A 15,205-nucleotide genomic window follows, 5' to 3' on the forward strand; every position below is an offset into this window, starting at 1 on the left:
GCCTCATGACGGTCCCCGCAGCAGCTACGTTCCTGCGATCCGGCCCCACGGCGCGCCGGGCGTCGTAGAATCGCTTGTTCCCGATTCCCGGAGTAGCCGCGTGTCTGATCAGCCACATCCGCAGCCACGCCCACCGCGTTTTCGTCTGCCGCGCCGTGCCCGCACTCCCTGGCAGCCGCCGCGCGCCCGCACGCTGTTCACACGCCCGGCGGCGTCACCGCAGCGCGTGCTGCTGCATCGCATCTACCTCGTGCTCGGCCTGTGCGTGCTCGCCTTCGCCGTGCTCTATCTCGACCGTGACGGTCTGCGCGACGCCAACCGCAAGGTGCTCGGCATCGTCGATCTGATGTACTTCACGATGGTGACCGTCGCGACCGTCGGCTATGGCGATATCGTGCCGGTCACCGCCCGCGCGCGGCTCATTGACGCCTTCTTCATCGTGCCGATCCGTATCGTCATCTGGTTCGTGTTTCTGGGCACCGCCTATCAGTTCGTCATTCAACGCGTCATCGAGGAATTCCGCATGAAACGCCTGCAAAAACAGCTGCGCGATCACGTTGTCGTGTGCGGCTACGGATTGAGCGGTTCGGTCGCGGTGCGCGAGCTGCTGGAAAGCGGTTTTGCGGCGGACGCGATCGTCGTCATCGATTCCCAGCAGGAGGCGCTCGAAGCGGCCACGGCGTTGGGCGTGGCGGGTCTGCTCGGCGATCCGTCGCGTGAAGACCTGTTGCAGCAGGCACAGGTGCGCATCGCCAAGGCGGTGATCATTGCCGTCAGCGACGACGCCATCGCTATCCTGCTCACGCTGACCGTGCGCAGCGTCGCGCCGGACACGAAGATCGTCGTGCGGATTCAGGAACAGACCTACCAGCGCCAGTTGCGCCAGGCCGGCGCCGACGTGATCGTTTCGTCGACCAAGATCGGCGGATTGCTGCTTGCCGACGCGGTGGACAGCAACTACATCGTGCCCTTCATCAACGATCTGCTCTCGGCGCGCGGCCGTGTCAATCTGGTGGAACGTCCGGCAACGGCGCTGGAAGTCGGCCGCTGGAGCAATGCGCTGCCGGGCGCGGTGGTGGTCGGGCTGATACGCGCGGGGCGCATGCTGTCGTTCTATGAAGACGAGCCGTGTCCGATCGAATCAGGCGATCTGCTGATGGTGATCCAGTCGGCGCGCCATGTGGATGAACAGTCTGAACAGTCAGGAAGGCCGCACGCATGAAACTGAACCGAATGATCAGCACGGTCGAGGTGCACACCGCCGGCGAACCGTTTCGCATTGTCACGAGCGGCTTGCCGAAGTTTCCCGGCAAGACCATTGTCGAGCGGCGCGCGTGGCTCAAGCAGCACGCCGATCACCTGCGCCGTGCGCTGATGTTCGAGCCGCGCGGCCACGCCGATATGTACGGCGGGTATCTGACGGAGCCGGTGAGCGAAGGCGCGGACTTCGGCGTGATCTTCGTGCACAACGAGGGCTATAGCGATCATTGCGGCCACGGCGTGATTGCCCTCGCGACCGCGGCTGTCGCGCTCGGCTGGATCGAGCGCAGCGAACCGGAAACGCGTGTCGGCATCGACGCGCCGTGCGGTTTCATCGAAGCGTTCGTGCAATGGGACGGCGAGCAGGCGGGGCGCGTGCGCTTCGTCAACGTGCCGTCGTTCATCTGGCAGCGCGACGTGACGGTGCACACGCCCAGTTTCGGCGAGGTGCGTGGCGATATCGCGTTCGGCGGCGCGTTCTACTTCTACACCTCGGGCAAGCCCTTCGATCTGAACGTGCGCGAAACGGAGATCGACCGGTTGATCCAGTTCGGTGACGAAGTCAAACGCGCGGCGAACCTGGCCTTCAAGGTTGAACATCCGCTGATTCCGGAAATCAACCACATCTACGGCACAATCGTCGACAACGCGCCGCGTCATGCCGGCTCGACGCAGGCCAATTGCTGCGTGTTCGCCGACCGGGAAGTGGACCGCTCGCCGACCGGTTCCGGCACCGCGGGCCGCGTTGCGCAACTTTATCTGCGCGGCGAGTTGGGACGCGACGAGACGCTGGTCAACGAATCCGTGATCGGCACGATTTTTCGCGGCCGCGTGTTGTCGGAGACGACGCTCGACCGGTTCAACGCGGTGATCCCGGAGATCGAAGGCGATGCGCATGTGCTTGGTTTTGCGAACTGGATCGTCGACGAACGCGATCCGCTGACTTACGGTTTTCTGGTGCGCTGAATCGAACCTACCCACTTGCCGGAACAGGGAACGCCCGCTTATGACTCGCCCGACCATGCAGATTTTCGACGCCGCCGCCACCGCACGGCTGATCCCGTACGCGCCGCTCGTCGACGCGTTGAAGCGCGCGAGCATCGACTACGCGCAGCAACGTATCGCGAGTCCTGAGCGGCTCGTCGTGCCGCTCAACGAAGGCGGCATCATGCTGTCGATGCCGGCCACCGCGCCCGATCTCGCGATCCACAAGCTGGTCAATGTATGCGCGAGCAATGGAGCGCGCGGCATCCCGACGATTCACGGCCAGGTAATGACCTTCGATGCCGATACCGGCGAAACACTTTTCATCCTCGACGGCCCGACGGTGACCGGGCGTCGCACGGCGGCGATGTCGATGCTCGGCGTACTCACTTTCGCGCAGGCCAAGCCGCGCGAATTCCTGCTGATCGGCACGGGCACGCAGGCAGCGAATCATCTGGAGGCGATTGGCGAACTGTTCCCCGACGCGCGCGTGTGGGTGAAGGGCCGTGCGCCCGCGCGTGCCGCGGCGTTCTGCGCCGCCCATCGGGCGCCGGGCGGCAAAGTGCGCGACCTGCAGCCGCTGGCCGACCCTGACGCGGCCATCCCCGCCTCGATCGACGTAGTGATCGCGCTGACCACCAGCAAGCAGGCTGTCTACGACGAAGCGGCACGCGTGAACCGGCTCGTGATCGGCGTCGGCGCGTTCACGCCGGCTATGGTCGAGATCGGGGCACGTACGATCGCGGGCAGCGCACTGTTCGTCGACGACGAAGCCGGCGCAAGGCACGAAGCCGGTGATTTCATTCAGGCCGGTGTCGATTGGGGGCGGGTCGGTGGAATTGCCGCCGTGGTGGAAAACGCTGCATTGTTGCCGTCCGAACAAGCGATTGTTTTTAAAAGTGTCGGCTGCGCGGCGTGGGATCTGGCGGCCTGCCGGGTGGCGCGCGAAGCCTTGTCGGGCGGCTGATCGCACACCGTTTGCCGCGCCCGGCGCATGGCGCCTGGCAGGGCCGGGTTGGCATCTTGCGCCAACCTGCGGCACATGTTGCCGTGCAAACAATCTCAAAACGTTGCACCATAGGCGTTTGCCAGAAAAAAGGCGCCGGCTGCCGGCGCTTTTTGCCCCTTTGTCCTTTGACTTGACGCTTATCACGACGCCGCGACCGCGCTATGACGACCCAACCCGTTTCAGCTACTCCCGACCTGCCGCTCGACATGATCATCTTCGGCGGCACCGGCGACCTGTCATTTCGCAAGCTGCTGCCCGCGCTCTACATGGCGCATTTGCACTGCAATCTGCCGCCGGATACCCGCATTCTCACGATTGGCCGCAAGCCGTGGTCGCGTGAGGAGTACATCACCGAGTTCATGGAAGCGAAGGCGAAACCCTTCATCGAAAAGAAGGCGTTCGACGCCGCCGCCTGGGACAAATTTCTGGCGCTGTTCGAGTACGTGCGCATGGACGTCGATTCGATCGAGGACTACCAGCGCCTGAAGGAGACGTCGCGCGAAGGCGTGCGGCGCGTGTTCTATCTCGCGACCTCGCCGGATCTGTTCACGAACATCTGCGACAACCTGTCGGCGGCCGGACTGATCGACGAGAATTCGCGGGTCGTGCTTGAGAAACCGCTGGGCCACGATCTGGCGTCCGCGCAGGAGATCAATACGGCGGTCGGCAAGCATTTCAGCGAAGCGCAGATCTACCGGATCGACCACTACCTCGGCAAGGAAACCGTGCAGAACCTGATGGTGCTGCGCTTCGGCAACGCGATTTTCGGCCCGCTGTGGCAAGCACCGTATATCAAGCGCGTGCAGATCACGGTGGCCGAAGAGGTCGGCGTAGGCAGCCGCGCGGGGTTCTACGACAAGACCGGCGCGCTGCGCGACATGGTGCAGAACCACTTGCTGCAACTGCTGTGCATTGTTGCGATGGAGCCGCCGGTGTCGCTCGATCCGGATGCCGTGCGTGACGAAAAGCTCAAGGTGCTGCGCTCGCTGCGCCCCATGACACCCGAGGATATCGCTCGCGATACCGTGCGCGGCCAGTACACGGCCGGCGCGGTGGGCGGCGAACCGGTGAAGGGCTACCTCGAGGAAGACAACGTGCCGCCGGGCAGCCGCGCCGAGACTTTCGTCGCGTTGCGCGCGCATATCAACAACTGGCGCTGGGCCAATGTGCCGTTCTACCTGCGCACGGGCAAGCGTATGCAGAAGAAGGTGTCGGAAATTGTTATCGAGTTTTCCGAATTGCCGTTCTCGATCATTCCGAGCGGTGGGCGCAACTACGGCAACCGTCTCGTGATCCAGTTGCAGCCGGAAGAATCGATCCAGTTGCAGATGCTCGCGAAGGAACCCGGCAGCGGCATGCACATGCTGCCGGTCAATCTGAATCTGGATCTGCAGCAGGCTTTCACCGAGCGTCGCGCGGAAGCGTACGAGCGTCTGCTGATCGACGTGATTCGCGGACGCCTCACGCACTTCATGCGCCGCGACGAACTCGAAGCGGCATGGGCGTGGGCCGAGCCGATTCTGGAAGGCTGGGCCAGGTCGGGCGACAAGCCGCGCGGCTATACGGCCGGCACGTTCGGACCGGCTGCGTCGACGGCACTGATGGCGCGTGAAAACGCCGTGTGGGCGGAGGAGTCGCAGTAAGCGAGATAAGCGGGCAGGTGTGAAGCGCCGGCGGCACGTCGGCGCTTTGACGTAGCCGATTGAAAAAAGGGCGGCCCGTTTTTGCGGGCCGCCCTTTTCGTCAGGTGCGTATGGATCTGTGACCCGTGCTGATCTACGGCAAGGAAATCGTCAACGTGGCCGATTGCGGGCCGAGCTTGACCACCTGCGAATACGGCGCGAGCGTGCGCAAGGTCTGATCGCGCAGATAGGTGTTCAGGCCGAGATAAGCGAGCAGACCGACCAGCGCGAACACCGCGCCGATCGACCACAACGGCACCTCACGCTTGAGGCGGTGAGCGACCTGATCCGGCAGCGGCCAATGCGGCGCGAACGGTGCGCGTTTGCCCTTCATATGCGCGATTTCGTCGCCGATGCGCGCGGTCAGATACGCGAGCTTCTCCGGTCCTTCGAGCAGATACTTGCCCTGAAAACCGAGCAGCAGACACATGTGGAACACTTCGAGCGACTGCAAACGCGCGGCGCCCTGTGCACGGCATTCCTCCAGATACTGAAAGAATTTCTCGCCTGCCAGTTGCTCGCCGAACAGCACCAGCTGCAGCGGCCGGCGTTCCCACTCCGTGCGGATTTTAAAGGTCGACGACAGCACCGATTCGTCGATGGCCGCGCAGAACGCAAACTTGGATGCGTAGACATCTTCCGCCGACGCGTTGAGTTTTTTCGCACCGCGTTCGAAGTCGCCGAGAAACTGCTGGATCCGCTGGCTGAACTCGTTCGCGTCGCCGGGCTCGCGGCCGTTCTTCAGCAAAAACAGCATGAAGAAGCCGTCGTACAGCAGGTCGAGCAGCGAGCGGACCTGGTAGCTCGGCTCGGTCATGGGGGCGGGCGACGCAGCAGGCGTGCTGCCGCCAAACAGGGAAGGCGCGTAGCTCATGATGTGACGGCGATCAGTTCGAGTTGAAGATCGTTGATGCCCGACGGCGCGTAGATCATTGCCGATTGGGCCTGCAACATGCGGTCATACAATGCCCCGCGCGATTCGCACGAGAAGTAGCACGCGCCCGGGCGCACCGGAATGGCCGGCGGTACCTGCGGCGTGTAGACGAGGCGCACGCCCGGCATGGCCGAGAGCACCAGCTTGTCGACGTCGTCCGGCGCGCCGACCTTGAAGCGGGCCGGTACGGCTTCGACAAGCTCGGCGGTCGGCATGTCCGCGGAGACGGCAATGTAGAACTGGGTCTTGTCGTCGATCTTGCCCGAGTCGAGGCGGCCCGCATGGAACGACGGACGCACTTCTTCGAGCGCGATTGCGAAGTAACGCGTGGAGATCACGGTTTCGAGCAGATCGCGCAGGATCGTATCGAGGCGTGCAAAGCCGGGGCCTGGATCGTCGTGCCGGTAAGCCGGCAGGTCGGACAATGCATAACCTTTCGAAAAGGTCATCAACTGGCCGGCCAGGCGCAGCAGTTCCTGAAACAGGCGTTCCGGATGCAACGCCGAATGCTGGTACAGATGCGCAAGCGAGGCAAACGCGGCGCTCGCGGTGTGCAGCAGCCAGAACGATGCGATGTCGCCTGAGCGGAACTCGATGATGTTCTTGGTCGGCTCGCGGTGAAAACCGTACAGCGCGTTGACCTTGGCCTGCAGCGCGTCGATCAGCTGACGCAGCCGTTGGTGCAGGATCGGCGAGGCGTCGATCGCGAGGCAGGGCGGCACGAAGGTGTCGTCGAATTCAAAGCCGGAGGTGGCGGTGCGGCGCACGCGCGCAAGCGGCACTGACAACAACTGGTCGCGCGGTTCGCTATGCGCAATGAGTTTGACGCTGGTCTTCAGGAAGGTGATGTCGGCTTCGGCGGCGTCCGTGAAATGATCGGCCACCGGCGTTTGCTCGCTGACGTAACGCGATACGAAACCCGCGTTGCTATCCTGCGAATAGTTCGCGCCGGTTTCGCGCAGCGGATGCAGCGCCAGATAAAACGTGAATTCATTGATGCCGTCGGGCAGCGTGTCGAGCGCGATCGGCGGCGGCAGGTCGTCGGCTTGTGGCGCGGAGTAGAGCGCCCCATCCGGAAACACCAGCGAGAGTTCGCTCACGCGCAGCACGTTGCTGCCGAGCGCATCACGGTCGAAGCGCGCCGAACGCACGCCCCAGTTGTATGGCTGGATCGCCTGGATCGATTCGAACAGGCGCGCCTCGTGATAGGCGTCCTGACGCTGAAAATGCTGCGGCCTCAGAAACAGGCCTTCCCCCCAAAGCACTTTTGCGGAATAACTCATCTCAAACCTGTTATATGCGTTCAGCGTGTGGCGCGCCCGGAGATAAACGATTCGAGCGCCGCATTGTTAATTCTCTAAAAAATGTTAAATCGTATATGCCCGGCATCTTTAACCACAGCTTACCGAAGAAAGCATATTCAGCGGCTGGGCAGGCAATCCCTGTTCAGGCGGGATCACAGTGCCGTTAGTCACCGTCATTGCACAGTTATGCAGGCCGATCATTATGCCGGATTTCTCCGACTTCGCCGGGTCGAAGGCGAATTTCCAACGCTGCATCGCCGGGTCGCGAAATAGCGCGACGATACCGAACGCCTGAGCTTCGCGCGAGACTTTTTCGGTGACGGTGTAACGTTGACCGGGGATCAGCGTGACTTCGCGCACGCCCAGCAAATCGCCGCCCAGTGTGGTTTTTTCCTTGGCCGGATCGGTAAAGGCGTCGAATGGCGCCTGCTGGAATGAGGTGGGGTCTTTCAGCACATAAAGCCGCACGATCAGCGCCAATGGGCGGTTGTCATTGGCGGCATTCAGATTCTGCGCCGCGTATAGGGTCAGGCCGACGTTACGGGGCGGCTTCTGGGCGTCCGGCACGTCGGGCTTGCCGAGGCCGCTCGCCTGCAAAACCGCGTTGGCAGCGGCTCCCAGCGCCGGCACGGCGGCCGCGCAGCCGCCCAGCAGCGCACACGCCGCGACGCTGGCAATCAATAGCGATGCATGGCGAACAAGACGCGAATTCATATACTTCGACCGGCTCGGCGCCGTCCCCCGTCAAAACAACAATAACGAAATCAATCCGGTAAATTTGCAGTCACGCTATACCGTGTAATGCCGTTTGATGCAAAGCGCATTGCGCTCCGGTACTCACGCATTCGCATGCCTCACACGCGGAAATTTTTTCCGCTTCTCACATTTCCACTATTGCATCAGGAAACAATTTCTGCATGTTTCGTTTAAATCATCCACATGCATTTTTTTTGTGCAATGCTTCTTCACACGAAAGTTGAATTATCGAAAATTGGCCTGTACTATACCCGCGCAGTTGAAGCAAAGCAAAACTCGGGTTTCTCCTTGAATTAAAAAAATCGCACGTCGGTGAAAAACGATGAATCAGCGTCTGTTAGTAAAACTATCTGGGGTAGTGTTGGCATGCGGCGTGATTGCCGGTTGCGCGACACAGGGCAACAACGTGGCGACCACACCGGAGGCTTTTAATAAGCAACTCGCGGACGCGGACACCGTCGCGAAGGGTGGTGATCAGGACCGCGCCATCTCGCTTTACCAGCAACTGGCCAAATCCGATCCGACGCGTGAGGAACCGTGGTCGCGCATTGCGCAGATCCAGTTCACGCAGGGTCATTACGGTCAGGCCATTGTCGCCGCGCAAGAAGCGCTGCAGCGCGATCAGACCGATCGTCAGGCCAAGAGCGTGCTGGCAGTAGCCGGCCTGCGCGTGGCCACGCAGTCGCTTGGCGAGCTGCGTCAGGATGCATCGCTCGCGGGCGATGCGAAGTCGGACGCGCAAGCGCTCGCCAAACAGTTGCGCGACACGCTCGGCGAAGCGACCTTGTTCCCGCCCGACCCGAACGACAAGCCCGTCGTGAAGAAGAAGCGCATCATTCGCCACGTCGCCAAGGGCAAGGCCACGGATACGCCGGAAGTAACTCCCAGCGCCGCGGCACCGGCGGCCACGGCGGCAGCTCCCGCCGCCCCGGCACCGGCGCCTGCCGCGCCCGCCAAAGCTGCGCAAAGCGGCGGCGCGTCCGATCCGTTCAGCGCGCTGCGCTGATCCACACGCCTGATCTATCTGCATCCGGGAGCCGACGATGGCGAAGAAAGAAAGTATTCAAAAACGTTTGCAAAAAGTGCGGCCGCCGCGCGTTCAACTCACGTACGAGGTTGAGCGCGGCGATGCGATCGAGGTGAAAGAACTGCCGTTCGTCGTCGGCGTGGTTGCCGATCTGGCGGGGCAGTCCGAAGTCGAGCAGCCGAAGCTGCGCGATCGCAAGTTCGTCAACATCGACCGTGACAATTTTGACGACGTGATGAAAGCGATCGAGCCGCGTGCCGCGTTTCAGGTGGAAAACCGCCTGAGCGAAGCGGGTGGCAAATTTGCCGTCGATCTGCGCTTCAAGTCGATGGCCGATTTCAGTCCGGATGAAGTGGTCGCGCAGATCGAACCGCTGCGCCGTCTGCTCGAAGCGCGCTCGAAGCTGGCCGACCTGCGCAACAAGCTGGCCGGCAACGACAAACTCGAAGACCTGTTGAGCGAAGTGCTCAACAACACGCAGCAGTTGCAGACACTGGCGAAAGACCAGGGCAACGCAGCAGACCAGCACGCCGGCGCGCCGGATCACGACAAGCAGGGCGAATAAGTACGCACGGGGTGTGAGATGAATCAGCAAACGGCAGCAGCCCAACTCGCCACCGCGCAGAGCGGCACGGAATCCACGCTGCTCGACGAAATCGTCGAGAAAAGCCGCGTGGCCAAATCCGAGTCGGAACACGCGCGCGCGAAAGATCTGATCGGCGAACTTGTACATCAGGTGCTCGACGGCACGGTAGTGGTGTCCGATAACCTGTCGGCCACCATCGACGCGCGTGTCGCGGAACTCGACCGCCTGATCTCCGCGCAATTGAGCGCGGTGATGCATGCACCGCAATTCCAGCGCATGGAAAGCACGTGGCGCGGTCTCGACTATCTGTGCAAGGAAAGCAATACCGGCTCGACGGTCAAGATCAAGGCGCTGCACGCGCCGAAGCGCGACCTCGTGCGCGACTTCAAGAACGCGATTGAATTCGATCAGAGCGCGCTCTTCAAGAAGGTTTATGAGGAAGAGTTCGGTACCTTCGGCGGTGCACCGTTCGGCACGATCATTGGCGATTTCGAAGTGACGCGTCAGCCTGAAGACGTGTACTTCATCGAGCAGATGGCGCATGTCGCGGCTGCGGCGCACGCACCGTTCATCGCTTCGGCCTCGCCTGAGTTGATGGGCCTTGAAACGTTTGCCGATCTCGGCAAGCCGCGCGATCTCGGCAAGGTGTTCGACACCGTCGAATACGCGAAGTGGAAGTCGTTCCGTGATTCCGAAGACTCGCGCTATGTCGGTTTGACCTTGCCGCGTTTTCTCGGCCGCCTGCCTTTTAATCCGAAAGACGGCGCCACCGCGGAAGGCTTTAACTTCGTTGAAGACGTGGATGGCACGGATCACAGCAAATACCTGTGGTGTAACGCAGCGTGGGCATTTGCCGCCCGCCTGACGGCCGCATTCGACGACTTCGGCTGGTGCGCGGCGATTCGCGGCGTGGAAGGCGGTGGTCTGGTGGAAGACCTGCCCACCCACACGTTCAAGACCGACGACGGTGAAGTCGCGCTGAAATGCCCGACGGAAATCGCGATTACCGATCGCCGCGAAAAGGAACTGAGCGACCTGGGTTTCATTCCGCTCGTGCACTGCAAGAATTCGGACTACGCCGCGTTCTTCGCCGCGCAGTCGGTGCAAAAACCCAAGAAATACAGCACCGATAGCGCGAATGCGAACGCCGTGCTGTCTGCGCAGCTGCAGTACATCTTTTCGGTGTCGCGCGTGGCGCACTACCTGAAAGCGATGATGCGCGACAAGATCGGCAGCTTCGCATCGGCACAGAACGTCGAAGTATTCCTGAACCGTTGGATCTCGCAGTACGTGCTGCTGGACGACAACGCGACTCAGGAGCAGAAAGCGCAGTTCCCGCTGCGCGAGGCGTCGATACAGGTCTCGGAGACTCCGGGTAAGCCTGGTTCGTATCGTTCGGTCGCGTTCCTGCGCCCGCACTTTCAACTGGATGAGCTGTCGATCTCGTTGCGGCTTGTCGCCGACCTGCCGAAACCGGCAAATTCATAAACCAAGTCAGAAAGCCCGTGCCGGCCGCGCGGGTTAGCTGTTAAAACCACCTCTTTGGGGAGTCGATGAGTTATGAAGGACATCTATTTAAAATTCGGCAATCCGGCGATCAAAGGCGAGTCTGCCGATAAGGATCATGCTGGCTGGATCGAGATCGATTCATGGAGCCACTCGATTACGCAACCGCGTTCGGCAACGGCTTCGACGGCGGGCGGTCACACGTCCGAGCGTTGCGAGCACGCTGACATGCAGTTCACGAAAGATATCGACGTGGTCAGCCCGCTGATCTATCAACACGCATCGGGCGGCACGACGTTCGACGAAGTGACGATCGACTTCATGCGTTCGGACGGCGAAGGCAACCGCATCAAGTACCTGGAAGTGAAGCTCAAGTACGTGATCATCTCGAGCGCTACGCCGAGCGTGGTGGGCGAAGGCCTGCCGACCGAACAATTCTCGCTGAAGTACGCTGCAGTCCAGTGGAAGTACACACAGCAGAAGATCGGCGGCAACCAGGGCGGCAACGCGCAAGGCGCGTGGAGCCTGACGAAGAACGACAAGACGTACGCGGTCTGATGCCGGGGCGCTTGCGGCGCGCGCGGCCTGAAAGGGCTGACGCATACCGCGCGCGCCTCGCGTCGAACCGGTTTTTCGGACGCTGATGAAACGCTTCGAACCCAGCTTTCTCGACAAGCTGTTCGACGACGAACCGCATCTGCCGGCTTCTCCGGCGATGCGGCAATTGTCGTTGGACGAGTTGAAGGCCACTGTCGCGCGCGACGTCGAGGCGATCCTGAACACCCGGATCGCCTTGGCCGAACACGAACTGGCGGCGCTGCCGGAATGTCAACGCTCGTTGCTCACGTATGGCCTGAACGATTTCGCGGGTCTGAGCCTCGCGAGTCACTACGACCGTACGTTTATCTGCAAATCGATTCAACAGGCAATCGCACGGCATGAGCCGCGCTTGCAGCAAGTGGCGGTGACGCTCGAATTGAACGAACAATCCACCAACGCGCTGAACTTTGCGATTCAGGCGTTGCTGGTTGTGCACCCGGCGGAAGAACCGGTGAGTTTCGATGCGATGCTGCAGCCTTCCACGCTGCAATACTCGGTGACGCGCGCCCGCGCGAAGCTTTAGTACCTGATTTTGATGGCTGAATTTTAGTACCTGTGTTTTAGTATTTTGAGTACCGCTTTGCCGCCGCTTACGCGCAGCGGTGGCGATGAAGTGAGCGGAGAGGGTTCAGGTCCGGGGATAGATTGATGGAAGAATTGCTGCCGTACTACGAGCGCGAATTATCATTTCTGCGGCGCTATTCACGCGATTTCGCTGAACGCTACCCGAAAATCGCGGCACGTCTGGCGATGTCCGGCGAGCACTGCGAGGATCCGCACGTCGAGCGGATGATCGAATCGTTCGCGCTATTGGGCGCGCGCATCAACAAGAAGCTCGACGACGACTACCCCGAATTCACTGAAGCGCTGCTGGAAGTGCTGTATCCGCACTACCTGCGGCCATTCCCATCGTGCTCGATCGCGCAGATGGGCACCTCGGGCGCGCTCAGTCATTTGACCGAGCCGGTTCTGATCGAGCGTGGCACCGAGCTCAAGTCGCGCCCGATTCGCGGCGTGCAATGCCGTTTTCGAACCGCCTACGACGTGACGCTCGCGCCGATCCGCATTTCGGAGGCGAAGTACACGTCCGTGGCCATGGCGCCGAGCGCGACCGTGCTGCCGGGTAACGCCACGGCGATCGTGTCGATCACGTTCGAATCCACCGCGGCGCAACTCGATCTCTCCGCACTGAAAGTCGGTACGTTGCGCACGCACCTGCACGGCGAGCAATCGTTTATCGCGGCGCTGGCGGATTGCCTGTTCGTCAACGCAATGGCAACGTATGTCGAAGCCGACCGGCGTGGCGTGTGGAAGCAACTGCGTGAATCACCCGTCGTCCAGGCCGGTTTCGACGAAGACGATGCACTGATCGACTATCCGGCCAAATCGCATCCGGCGTACCGGTTGCTGACCGAATACTTCGCGTTCCCCGAAAAATTCAATTTCGCCGATTTTGATCTGGCGGCGATGACGCGCGCGAGTGGCCGCTGCCAGCGTCTGACGCTACACGTCGTGCTCAAGGAAGTGCGTAGCGATTCGCACATCGCACGCTTGCTCGATTCGTTGTCCGCGCATCATTTCCGCTTGTTCTGCACGCCGGTCGTCAATCTGTTCGAGCAGCACGGCGAGCCGATCCGCGTCAGCCATCAGGCGATTTCGTATCCGGTGATCGCCGAGGCGCGCCGCGCGTTCGCGTACGAGGTCTATTCGATCGACTCGGTAAAACTTGTCCGGCAGCAGGCGCATGAAGAATCGGTGATCGAGTTTCGGCCCTTCTATTCGCTGCATCATGGCGAAGCGGCGCGTGCGGGGCACTACTGGTTTGCCCGGCGCAACGATTGGGTCGCGCAGAAAAGCCCGGGATATGAGACCGAGATCTCGATTGTCGATATCGATTTCGAACCGGCTGCGCCGCAAACCGACACGTTGAGTCTTGATCTCACGTGCACCAATCGCGATTTACCGGCTGGCCTCGCGGTGGGGCTCGAAGGTGGTGATCTGTTTCTGGAGGGCGGCTCGCTTGCCGGCAGCATCTCGATGCTGCGCCGGCCGACACCCAGCGTGCGTTTTGAGCGCGGGCGCGCTTCGCACTGGCGGCTGATTTCACATCTGGCGTTGAATCACGTGTCGCTTGCCAGCAGCGGCCTGTCGGCGCTCAAGGAAATGCTGGTGCTTTACGATTTGCGGCGCACGGCAGTGTCGGCGCGGCATATCGACGGCCTCGTCGGCATCGAACAGCGTGCCGCGGTGCAATGGCTGCCGGGCAAGCCGTTCGCGACTTTCGTACGCGGTATCGAGATTCGTTTGACGATCGACGAAGAACATTTCGTCGGCACGAGTCTCGCGTCCTTCGTGCGGGTGATCGATACGTTTTTCGGGCTGTACGTGCATCTGAACAGCTTTGTGCAACTGGTCGTCGTGTCGAAGCGCACGGGTGAGGAGATCTTGCGATGCAAACCGCGCAGCGGCGAATCGATCCTGGCGTAGTCGAGCAACTTCTCGACGAACCCCACCGCTTTGAATTTTTTCAGGCGGTGCGCATTCTCGAGAAGTGGTTCGCGCAGCAAGCGCCTTCGAGTAACGGACGTCCCGGCGAAATCGTCGCCCAGCGGATTGGCTTTCGCAATTCGCTGTCGCTGTCGTTTCCGCCCAGCGAAATTCACAGCGCGCAGTCTTACGACGATGAAGGCGCGGCGCTGAAAGAGAAGCCGCAGCGTACTGCCGCGCTTAAAGCGGGTTCGCTTCACACGGTCGATATCACGCCGGCGTTTTTCGGTTTGCTCGGTGGACAAGGCGCCTTGCCGCTGCATTACACCGAGCAGATCATCGCGCGTGAGCAGATCAAGCGCGACCGCGCGGCGCGCGAATTTTTCGACATATTTTCGAGTCGCGCAACGGCGCTCTTCTACGCGGCGTGGAAGAAATACCGGCTGCCGTTTCATTACGAACTGGATCGCGACGAACGTTATTTGCCGCTGTTGCTCGCGCTGGCGGGCGTCGCCGACGACGACACGCGCAACAGTCTGCAAAGTGGCGACGGCGCGCTATTCGACGAAGCGATCGCCGGGTATGCATTGGCCGCGCGGCACCGGCCGGTTTCAGCAGCGTACCTGCAACGCACGCTCTCCGAATACTTCAAGGTGAGGGTGCGCGTCGAACAGTTCGTCGGCAAGTGGTACGACGTGCCGCGCGATCAATTGACCGTGCTCGGCGGTGTCAACGCAACGCTCGGCGCCACGGCGCTGGCGGGTGAGCGGGTCTGGCAGCGCGACATGCGCGCGCGGCTCGTGATCGGGCCGCTCGACAAGGCTGACTACGAAGCTTTTTTGCCCGGCGCCGACCGCGCCGTGGCGCTTGAACGCATGCTGACGCTGCTGGCCGGCGTGACGCTCGAATATGAGGTCTCGCTGGTGCTGCGCCGCGCGGAAGTGGGGCCAAGCATGCTGAGCGGCGGTGCGCGCCTCGGCTGGGACGCATTTCTGTGCACCCGCGAAGCCGATCAGGACCGCGCGGATGCCCGCTACGAATTGCACGTGATTCACTGACCATAACGATAG

Annotated in this window: 14 protein-coding genes; 11 read left to right on the plus strand and 3 right to left on the minus strand. The window is 61.6% G+C overall.

Going from position 1 to position 15,205, the window contains the following annotated elements:
- The first annotated feature begins 100 nt into the window (after positions 1–100).
- From BCY88_RS26145 to zwf, 4 genes are all read left to right on the plus strand, one after another.
- On the plus strand, positions 101–1,222 hold the full coding sequence (locus BCY88_RS26145; RefSeq protein WP_120347060.1) for a potassium channel family protein: 1,122 nt from the start codon (positions 101–103) through the stop codon (positions 1,220–1,222).
- Positions 1,219–2,226: a trans-3-hydroxy-L-proline dehydratase gene (gene lhpH, locus BCY88_RS26150; protein ID WP_120347061.1), complete on the plus strand. Its 1,008-nt coding sequence runs from the start codon at positions 1,219–1,221 to the stop codon at positions 2,224–2,226. Before BCY88_RS26145 ends, lhpH begins: the two co-directional genes overlap by 4 nt.
- A 40-nt stretch (positions 2,227–2,266) precedes the next feature.
- Positions 2,267–3,211 (plus strand): bifunctional Delta(1)-pyrroline-2-carboxylate/Delta(1)-piperideine-2-carboxylate reductase, encoded by a 945-nt coding sequence (gene lhpI, locus BCY88_RS26155; protein ID WP_120347062.1) that lies wholly within the window; start codon positions 2,267–2,269, stop codon positions 3,209–3,211.
- A gap of 203 nt (positions 3,212–3,414) precedes the next feature.
- Positions 3,415–4,896: a glucose-6-phosphate dehydrogenase gene (gene zwf / locus BCY88_RS26160; protein WP_120347063.1), complete on the plus strand. Its 1,482-nt coding sequence runs from the start codon at positions 3,415–3,417 to the stop codon at positions 4,894–4,896.
- Between the two features lie 133 nt (positions 4,897–5,029).
- On the opposite strand, the gene icmH is transcribed toward zwf, so the two are convergent.
- From icmH to tssJ, 3 genes are all read right to left on the minus strand, one after another.
- Complete coding sequence (icmH, locus tag BCY88_RS26165; protein ID WP_120347064.1) at positions 5,030–5,809, minus strand: type IVB secretion system protein IcmH/DotU; 780 nt, start codon at positions 5,807–5,809, stop codon at positions 5,030–5,032.
- On the minus strand, positions 5,806–7,152 hold the full coding sequence (tssK, locus tag BCY88_RS26170; protein ID WP_120347065.1) for a type VI secretion system baseplate subunit TssK: 1,347 nt from the start codon (positions 7,150–7,152) through the stop codon (positions 5,806–5,808). Before tssK ends, icmH begins: the two co-directional genes overlap by 4 nt.
- Before the next feature lie 108 nt (positions 7,153–7,260).
- A complete protein-coding gene (gene tssJ / locus BCY88_RS26175) occupies positions 7,261–7,887 on the minus strand; it encodes a type VI secretion system lipoprotein TssJ (RefSeq protein ID WP_120347066.1) in 627 nt (208 codons plus the stop codon).
- Between the two features lie 364 nt (positions 7,888–8,251).
- Here tssJ and BCY88_RS26180 point away from each other — a divergent pair, with 364 nt between their 5' ends.
- The 7 genes from BCY88_RS26180 (at position 8,252) to tssG (ending at position 15,193) form a co-directional block, all read left to right on the plus strand.
- The gene (locus BCY88_RS26180) at positions 8,252–8,935 is read left to right on the plus strand and encodes a tetratricopeptide repeat protein (protein WP_120347067.1); all 684 of its coding nucleotides are present in this window, start codon (positions 8,252–8,254) and stop codon (positions 8,933–8,935) included.
- Between the two features lie 37 nt (positions 8,936–8,972).
- Positions 8,973–9,521 carry a type VI secretion system contractile sheath small subunit gene (gene tssB / locus BCY88_RS26185; protein ID WP_120347068.1) on the plus strand — a complete coding sequence of 183 codons (549 nt, stop codon included), beginning with the start codon at positions 8,973–8,975 and terminating at the stop codon, positions 9,519–9,521.
- A gap of 18 nt (positions 9,522–9,539) precedes the next feature.
- Positions 9,540–11,030: a type VI secretion system contractile sheath large subunit gene (tssC, locus tag BCY88_RS26190; RefSeq protein ID WP_120347069.1), complete on the plus strand. Its 1,491-nt coding sequence runs from the start codon at positions 9,540–9,542 to the stop codon at positions 11,028–11,030.
- Positions 11,031–11,102: 72 nt separating this feature from the next.
- The gene (locus BCY88_RS26195) at positions 11,103–11,606 is read left to right on the plus strand and encodes an Hcp family type VI secretion system effector (protein WP_054036475.1); all 504 of its coding nucleotides are present in this window, start codon (positions 11,103–11,105) and stop codon (positions 11,604–11,606) included.
- Between the two features lie 85 nt (positions 11,607–11,691).
- A complete protein-coding gene (gene tssE, locus BCY88_RS26200) occupies positions 11,692–12,171 on the plus strand; it encodes a type VI secretion system baseplate subunit TssE (RefSeq protein ID WP_120347070.1) in 480 nt (159 codons plus the stop codon).
- A 125-nt stretch (positions 12,172–12,296) separates the two neighbouring features.
- The gene (tssF, locus tag BCY88_RS26205) at positions 12,297–14,135 is read left to right on the plus strand and encodes a type VI secretion system baseplate subunit TssF (protein WP_120347071.1); all 1,839 of its coding nucleotides are present in this window, start codon (positions 12,297–12,299) and stop codon (positions 14,133–14,135) included.
- Positions 14,099–15,193 (plus strand): type VI secretion system baseplate subunit TssG, encoded by a 1,095-nt coding sequence (gene tssG / locus BCY88_RS26210; protein WP_120347072.1) that lies wholly within the window; start codon positions 14,099–14,101, stop codon positions 15,191–15,193. The genes tssF and tssG overlap by 37 nt, the downstream gene beginning before the upstream one ends.
- The last annotated feature ends 12 nt before the right edge of the window (positions 15,194–15,205 follow it).

Origin of the sequence: Paraburkholderia fungorum (assembly GCF_003610895.1) — a bacterium.
GTDB classification, from domain to species: Bacteria; Pseudomonadota; Gammaproteobacteria; order Burkholderiales; family Burkholderiaceae; genus Paraburkholderia; species Paraburkholderia fungorum_B.